This window comes from Parafrankia sp. FMc2 (genome assembly GCF_041008525.1).
In the GTDB taxonomy this organism is placed as follows: domain Bacteria; phylum Actinomycetota; class Actinomycetes; order Frankiales; family Frankiaceae; genus Parafrankia.
Genome location: NZ_JBFLUG010000226.1, coordinates 1 through 7,629, shown reverse-complemented (window position 1 = coordinate 7,629; position 7,629 = coordinate 1). Strand labels below are relative to the sequence as shown.

General features: G+C 68.4%; 7 protein-coding genes. 2 read left to right on the top strand and 5 right to left on the bottom strand.

Going from position 1 to position 7,629, the window contains the following annotated elements; translation table 11 throughout:
* Window positions 1-405: 405 nt before the first annotated feature.
* On the bottom strand, window positions 406-672 hold the full coding sequence (locus AB1460_RS34680; RefSeq protein ID WP_368966586.1) for a hypothetical protein: 267 nt from the start codon (window positions 670-672) through the stop codon (window positions 406-408).
* A gap of 102 nt (window positions 673-774) precedes the next feature.
* Here AB1460_RS34680 and AB1460_RS34675 point away from each other — a divergent pair, with 102 nt between their 5' ends.
* The gene (locus AB1460_RS34675; protein WP_368966584.1) at window positions 775-1,653 is read left to right on the top strand and encodes a DPY30/SDC1 family protein; all 879 of its coding nucleotides are present in this window, start codon (window positions 775-777) and stop codon (window positions 1,651-1,653) included.
* Between the two features lie 85 nt (window positions 1,654-1,738).
* On the opposite strand, the gene AB1460_RS34670 is transcribed toward AB1460_RS34675, so the two are convergent.
* Window positions 1,739-2,647, bottom strand: coding sequence for a carbohydrate kinase family protein (locus AB1460_RS34670; protein ID WP_368966583.1), 909 nt, complete (start codon window positions 2,645-2,647; stop codon window positions 1,739-1,741).
* Window positions 2,648-2,803: 156 nt separating this feature from the next.
* Between AB1460_RS34670 and AB1460_RS34665 the strand changes: the two genes are divergently transcribed.
* The gene (locus AB1460_RS34665; RefSeq protein WP_368966582.1) at window positions 2,804-3,412 is read left to right on the top strand and encodes a hypothetical protein; all 609 of its coding nucleotides are present in this window, start codon (window positions 2,804-2,806) and stop codon (window positions 3,410-3,412) included.
* 12 nt (window positions 3,413-3,424) lie between these two features.
* Here the strand turns inward: AB1460_RS34665 and AB1460_RS34660 are convergent, their stop codons facing one another.
* The 3 genes from AB1460_RS34660 to AB1460_RS34650 all read right to left on the bottom strand — a co-directional run bounded on the left by AB1460_RS34660 (window position 3,425) and on the right by AB1460_RS34650 (window position 7,488).
* Entirely contained in the window at window positions 3,425-4,699 is a 1,275-nt protein-coding gene (locus AB1460_RS34660) for a hypothetical protein (protein ID WP_368966581.1), read from the bottom strand.
* A gap of 81 nt (window positions 4,700-4,780) precedes the next feature.
* Window positions 4,781-6,757 carry a hypothetical protein gene (locus AB1460_RS34655; protein ID WP_368966579.1) on the bottom strand — a complete coding sequence of 659 codons (1,977 nt, stop codon included), beginning with the start codon at window positions 6,755-6,757 and terminating at the stop codon, window positions 4,781-4,783.
* The gene (locus AB1460_RS34650) at window positions 6,754-7,488 is read right to left on the bottom strand and encodes a toll/interleukin-1 receptor domain-containing protein (RefSeq protein ID WP_368966578.1); all 735 of its coding nucleotides are present in this window, start codon (window positions 7,486-7,488) and stop codon (window positions 6,754-6,756) included. Before AB1460_RS34650 ends, AB1460_RS34655 begins: the two co-directional genes overlap by 4 nt.
* Between the last annotated feature and the right edge of the window lie 141 nt (window positions 7,489-7,629).

The following is a 7,629-nucleotide window of genomic DNA, read 5'->3' as shown; positions in this document are numbered from 1 at the left end:
GTACACGGTGGAAACGCCGGCGCCGAACGCCAACGCCGCATCTCGCGGATGCATACCCCTGTCCACTGCGTTCAACGCAAGTAGCCGGACATCCTCCAGCATGCGTCGAGGAATGCGAGAACCGGACCCTTGCTCCATGATTCAATTATCTCACGACATTCTCAGAATCTCGACGCCGACCGACCAACGCTCCGATAACTTAGTTTCTAGTTAGTAAGCGTCAAGCAAAAGGACTGGCGGGGGCAGAAGAATATGCGAACTTGATATGGACCACTACCTGACCCTGATCTGGCGGGTCCCTCAGCACGCAGGAGCGCAACGCGGGCGGGCCGGGCCCGGCGGTGGGTGAAACTCCCACTCGCCGAGCCCGGCCCGTCCCAGCGCCGGTCTGAGGATGTACCTGGATCAGCGCGTGCGCACGCAGCGGTGCGTTCTCGTCTCGGCGGCCCGGCGGCGCCCCGAGGAGAGGATGTCGTCTGGGCCGCCTGGCTTCGGGCCAGGGAACGGAGCACCCGGAGCCCGGTAGACGAGGATCACGTCGACGTCGCCGTAGGACTCCGAGAACTCGAGCCCTGCGGGAAGCTCCGCGAGCACCCGGCTCAGGTCGACCGAGTCCGACCCCGCCTGCACGACGATTGCCCGCCCGTTCGCACCCCAGGGGACGAGAAGCACGGTTGGCCGCTGCTCCGGTTCCGGAGCGGGGTCCCGCGCGGCGCAACCGTCCGCTCTGGAAGTGGCGGCACTGGGCACGACCACCTCCGGACGATGTTCGGTGTGTTCCAGGAGATCGACGTCATCCAGGGCGGCGGGGAGATCGCCCGCCGGGCGGTGGCCCAGTACCTCACCGAACACGTCCTGCCACTGCTCAAGGAATCCCAGCCGGCGCAGATCCAGCAGGCACTGGCCGAGGTGGCCGCGGAGCAGACCTACCTCGCCGGGTGGATGGCCTTCGACAGCGGACAGCATGGTCTCGCGCAGCGCTACCTCATCCAGTCGCTGCGCCTCGCGGAGGCGTCCGGGAACCGGATGCTCGGTTCCCACGTCCTCGCTGGTCTCGCCGACCAGGCGACAATGCTCGGCCATCCCGAGGAGGGGTTGCGTCTCGCCCGCACCGGCCAGCACGGTCTGCGTGGCCTGCGCGCCCCGGCCGCGTTGACAGATCTCTACGTGTTGGAGGCTCGCGCGCTGGCTGCGATGGGCCGTGGCACCGAGACCGCCCAGGCCATCAGCGCCGCGGAGCGGACCTTCGGTCTCATCAACGTCGGCAACGAACCCGAGTGGGCGAAGTTCATCGACGAGCCCTACATCGCCGGCGAGATCGCGAACAGCCTCCGCGACGTCGGTGACCCCGCCGAGGCCCAGCGCTACGCCCGCCAGTCCGTCACCGCCGCCCGCAAACAGAACCGCGGCCGCCGCGGGGCGCTCTCCCAGACCGTCGTCGCCGTCGGCTACGCCCAGACCAACGACATCGACGCAGCCATCGCCGCCACCCACCAGGCCATGGACATCGCCGCCGGAGTCCCGACCTCCGCCCGCTACGTCACCGCGATGAAGGACCTCCGCGGACGTCTCGCGCCCTACCAACGCGAGCCCGGAGCCCGCGAGCTCCTCGCCCGCATCGACCGCACCGCCCTCGCCGTCACGGCCGTGTAATCGGCCCGCCGGCTCCGAACCGGCCCGGCCTGCTCGTCCACAGCCGGCCGCGGGCCGGGGCCACGGGGGCGGTAGCACGACGGGTTCAGCCCAGCTCGCGCGCGGCGCTGGAGGCCAACGCGTCGAGGTCGGCGCCGGTGGGATACCGGCCTGTTCCCGGAAATCCGACCGTCCAGCCGGCGGCGAGCGCCGCGGTGATGATCGACTGGTCCGGGTCACCTGTTCGCAGCCAGGTGTGCAGGAACCCGGCGAACAGCGCGTCACCGGCACCGGTGGTGTCTACCACTCCGAACGGCGCTCGGGCTGCGACGGTGCGAGGGGCGCGGCCTGCCACCGCCAGCAGGCAGCCGTGCGCTCCCAGACCGACGACGACGATCCGGGCACGCCCGGCGGCCAGGACCTGCGCGGCGAACTCCGCCGGGGCCACGGTGAGGTTCTCCGCCGAGCAGAAGACGATCGACGCATGCATGAGCCAGTCCGCGGCGTAGGTGTCGTCCAGGCCACTGGTCGCCTGCAGATCGACGGCAATCGGAACCCCTGCGGCGGTGGCAATGGGCAGCAGGTCGCGGGCGAACCCGATCGTGGAGATCGATGCCAGCTCCGCCCCGTCCAGCAACGCGCGGAACACGGGTGCCGGATAGCGGGCAGTGGGCAGACCCTTCAGATCCGTGATGATCTGCCGGCGGCCATCAGGATCGACGAGGACGGCGGACTGCGCGGAGGCATCCGTGTCCAGCACTCCCGAATCGGCGAGCCCTTCGCGGGTCAGGGTGTCCCGAGCCAGGCGGCCGGCGGCGTCCTGGGCGAGGAACGTCGCCAGCCGCACCTCGTCACCCAGCGCCACCAGGCCCCGCGCGACGTTCCCACCGACCCCGGCGACCTCAAGGCGCAGCGGGAGGCGCGAGTAGCGCACCGGGCTGTAGAACACCGGGAATCCATCCACCGGAATCGTCTGCTGCACGTTCACCACGCCGGCGACAACAATGGCGGCCATGGGCCCCATCCTGCCCGTTCGAGCCGGGCCGGGTGGGGTGGGGTGGGGTGGAATACTGGTGTCAGTTCAGGTCGTCGGCATGCGAAAGCGCCAGGAAGGCGGGGCCGTGGGATGCGGGGATATCCGAACGAAGGCCCATCCATTGCCTAAGCGACGGTGATTGACCTCATCCTGTCAGAGGAGGACGACTCGTCGACCGACGGCGCCACCGAACCGCCGCCCGTCGCCGCCGCGCACCTGCTCTCCTCCCGGCGGCGCGTCGAAGAGGCGGTGGCCGCGGCACTGGCCGAACTCCTCCCCCATTCCCGCCGGCTCATCGTCACCGTCGACGACCCGGACAACACCGAACTGTCCCGCGCACTGCAATGGGCGGCGGACAGCCCCACCACACCGGACGAAGCCTGCGCACAGATGGGCGTGACCGTGCCGGAACCGGACCTGCCCGGCTGGATCAGCGCCTGGCCCGTCTCCGCCCGCAGCTCCCGCGGCGGCGTCACCACCTTCTTCGCCACCCCCGCAACACCCCCGGCCGACCTCGCCGTCGATCTCGCCGACTGGCTGCAGACCACCCTCGCGGATGCCTGGATCTCCGACCCCACATCACCCAGCACCGGGGTACCCACCCAGCGCCCGGCCCGCGGGCCGGGCGCTGGCAGGCCCGAGAGAGCGCACGCCGGGCGGTGGACTCCGACGCCTCGGCCCGCACGGCCAGCTTGGACATCGACGGGAACGTACCCGACCAGTCCGCGACGTCGAGGGAGGTAGTAGGCGACCGCCCTACCTGCGCCGGTCCCCCAGCGGCCCAGTGCCGCTGTCGTCGGCGGCCTGGTCGACTCCTGCCACCGGGTGCGCGTGCCCGTCAGCACCGCCGGCCGGATCCGCATCCACACGGCGGCCTCCATCCGAATCCTGGTCAGTAGGTGGAGGAGCAGACACGGGCCCCGCCGGGCTCGTTGGAGAGGCAGCGGAAGGCGTCGGACGCACGATCCGCGCGAAGTCGTCCAACTGGTGGTCGCGGAAGACCTCGGCGATCTCGTCGGTGAGCAGCCGTCGCAGCCTCCGGTCCTTGTCCTGGTCCCGCCCCAGGCCTGCCGTGTCCAGCAGCCTCTCCAGGACGCCGGCAGCCGTCTCCGGCGGCATGTCCGGCGGTCCGGCGAGGATGACGTTCCCCAGATTGTCCGTGTCCCCCAAGTCGTCTGAGCCGCTCGGATCGGAGGCCGTCGGCCGCACCGGGGAATGGTCGAGGCGGTGATACCAGTCCGGCAGGTCGCGGTTGTTCGCGGCGGCGGACAACCGGGCGAGCTTGTGCAGATCCCCGACGGCTGTGTCGACCTTGTGGTCGTTACGGGCAAGCCACCACACGACGGTGCTGCCGGTGTCCCTGAGTACGTCGTCCGCGAGGTGCTGACGCCTGCGCTGATCCGAGCGCCACTGCGCCTGCCAGATCTCCTCGTCCTTGCGCAGGTCCGCAAGTTTTCGCAGACGTTCCTGATCCTCGTGGTCGAGTGCGAGCTTGATGCCCTCGGCCATCACCATGAGGCTGCCGGAGCGATCAGGCTCCGGATAGCCAAGTGCTCCCCCCAGCTCCTGGGCCGCGAGCGCCACCTGAGCCGGCGAAATCTTCTCGGTCACCTGCCTGGCACGCTGCATGATCACCTCACACGCGGCGGCGGCCTGGTTGACGAGCGTGGTGACCCGATGCGGATCAGTCTGCGCCCAGCGTACGGTGGCCGAGAACTGGAAATAGTAGTCGCAGGTGTCACTCGGAACTCTGACGTCATCCAGACGGGTCTCGTTGATCGGCGCCATGGCCGGCATCGGTGCGGGCGGCGGGAAATGATCGCCCACATCCGCGAACCCGCGATGGCGACGAGCGGGTCTGCGCAGGAGAATCAGCCCGGTGACAGCAGCGGCCAGTACGAGCAGCACCACCAGCCGCCCCCAGGGCAGCCTGCTCCAGGGAAGGACAAGAACCAGGACCAGCCCTCCGGCGGCGCCGAGTAGGCCGAGAAAGTATTTACGGCCGAACAGCACAGCATTTCCCCCCTGCATTGAGGATTTTCCATCGTTGGCGTCGACCCGCGACGATCGCGGTCGAGCGAGGTGCAACGAAACAGGCTCATCATCTGCGAGTCATTTCGATATGGGTCTACGCGCTGTACGGATCTTCCGCAGCAGCAGTGTTCTGATCTGGTCACGTGCCGAGGCCTCGGTGGCGGAGGCGTCCTCAGCCCAGGTACCGGCGACCTCGTACAGAGCCGAGAGAGCGTCGACCTGCCGGTGGCAACCGGCCACCAGCAGATCCAGGACCGTCTCGCGATGCTGCTCGTCCTTCGTCAACGCCAGCAGCCAACTGCGCAGGCGTCCAGCCCAGACAGCCGGCTCCGTGGTCAGCACACCGCCCCAGCAGAGAGCGAGATGCTCGCGCACCGCAGGCTCGTCCAGAAGTGGCTCGGCGAGACGGTCATGGGGGTACAGGAGGACCTCGGGCGCGGAAAGGTCCAGGAAGAGGCCGGTGTCCACAGCCCATCGCGCCCGGTCCGAGCCCATCACCGAGCCGAAGGTCTGCGCGAGCCGGTCGAACATCTGCCGCCGCAGGCCCGGGACCTGTTCGACGAGTCGCAGCAGCGCCGACCGCGGCTCTGTCAGGTCACGGTGGCGGCGGGTCAGATGGTGCAGCCGGACCAGAGCCTGATCGGGATATCGCTCCGAGATCACCTCGACGCACATCTCGACCAGAACGTGGGTGAGAGCGGCACTGAGCTTCGGCTCCGTCGACCAGTCGAGGATCTTTCTCCGGAACTGACCGGCGGCGGCCTCGTTTCGCAGTGCGCAGTCGAGAGCCCGTGACGCCGCGCACGCACTCTGCCCGTAAGGGGACGTGGACCCGGCCGTCCATCTCCGCACCTTCTCCTGGAGTGTGGACAGGTCATCCGGGTGGCGGTTCTGCAGGCACTGCTCGGAAAAGCGGGTGACCAGCTGCATGAGCCCGTCCTGCGTCAGGACGGATGACTCGACCACTCGGTCGATCCAGCGGATCAGATAGGGCCGCAGATCGGGCCGATGGTTCCAGTAGTGCAGACGAACGGCCACGTCGAGGCCGAGCCGGGTGAAGTGGACCTGGCCGGACGCATCCTCGCCGGCATCGATGGTGTCGAGGCACGCCGCGAGATCGTTCCGCAACAGCAGCGGCGTCTCCGTCGGCGGGTGTTCCGTGACCTGCAACAGCATCTCGGCGGCCGCGTGCACATCGCGCAACGACCCCTCATGAACCATCGCGACCGTCAGCAGAAGCGCCCGTTCGAGACCACTATCGACACCACCGTCGACCTCTCGCAGTATCTCCGCTACCCGAAGCGACTGATCGGCCACGGCAGCCTTGGCGCGTGCGTACCATTGGGCGGCGCCGCCGGTGGAGTCCCGGTCACGTGCGCGACAGACCAGCGCGGCGAGTTCTGCCACCCACCGCAGGGGAGGAACTCGCCCCGGAGCGGCGGCGAGGTCGGCATCGAGCTGGGCCTTCTCACCGAGATCAATCTGCGCCGTCCGCAGGTGCCTCAGCAGGACCTCGGTTGCGTCGGGCCGCTCGATCTCGACGAGGATCCGGTCGACGTCGCTGGGAACACGTGCCCGCTCCGGGAGAATCACCACCAGATACGCCCTGCGATCCTCCACGGTCGCACGGAGCGCCGGCAGCTCGCCGTTGATCCTGCGCCAGAGGACGTCATCCGCGGTAGTGAGGTCAAGCCACATCTGGTCACCGGCATCGATACGATCCGGTGGAATCGTCGGGCCGCCATCGTCGGTCTCCGGTGAAAGGGCATGGAGTGTGCCGGACGGCCTGGCGAGATCATGGAGAAGCATCCGCGCCGTTGTTTGTCGTCCACTGCCAGATTCTCCGCGCAGCAGCACGGTTCGATGGACCATCAGGACCCTGCGTGCCTCTCGGTAGCCAGGTGGCTGGACGAACCGGTCATATAGCCAGGTAAGGTCATCCTCGGGAATCCGGTGCGGGGTCCACGCATCTGCCCGGTTGTCCGCAGATCCGCCGTGGGTGAAGAGGTTGAGAACCCCGGCACCGCCGATGCTGATGTTCGTCTGATCGCTCATTCCTGCCCCGGTGCCTCCGGCGCGACGGAGAAGCGCTGGTTGATGTCGCCCGTGTGGGAACCCGCCGTGTAGTTGACGCCGTTTCCGGAGAACTGCGGCGAGTTGTTGTAGAAGTTCCCCGGCCCGACGTTCACCGCCCCACTCGTTCCCTTCACGATGGTTCCCCCGGCGTCACCGTCGGTGACGGTGACGCCGGACAGGACTGTGCCGTATGCCTCCCCGACCGAGTTCGTGGCCAGCTGCGGGACCGCCGAGTCCGCCCGGCTGGCGTCGGCGGCGCGCAGGGCCGGGACGAGTTCGCTCAGCTTGTCGCCGAGGGTGTTGAGGTCACGCCCGATGTTGTGCTCGTCCAGGCGGTAGGACTGGCTGGTGGCGAACCAGTCGAGTTCCGGAGGCAGGTCGGAGCTGCGCAGCCGGTCCACCTCATGGCCATCCATGACCGCGATGATGGTGTTGTTGTTGCGGTGCGCCTCGAGGAGCTCCCGCCGCACCCAGTCCTGCGGATCGCGCAACGCCTCGTGCTGCGCCCATTTCGGGCCGATCACGGCAATCAGAACCGCGCACCGCCGCGCGTTGACCAGCAGCTCCTCGGGCCACTGCGACCCGAGCGGGATCGACTTCGAAGCCCGGAAGATCCGCTCGCTTCCGAAACGGTGGGAGAGCTCCCGTTCGATCGTGATCGACGTCTTGTTACCGTCGCCGGTGCGGTAGTTGATGAAGACCTCGGGCATTGATGCCTCCTCAGCAGGGCTCCGTCAAAGTCCCTTTTCGCTGATCAGGCCGATGATCTGGAGGACGCGCTCGGGTCTGCGGGCGGTGGCCCGCAGGGCGGGGGCGATGCTCTTGTGCCCGGCCAGGCGTAGTGCGCTGAT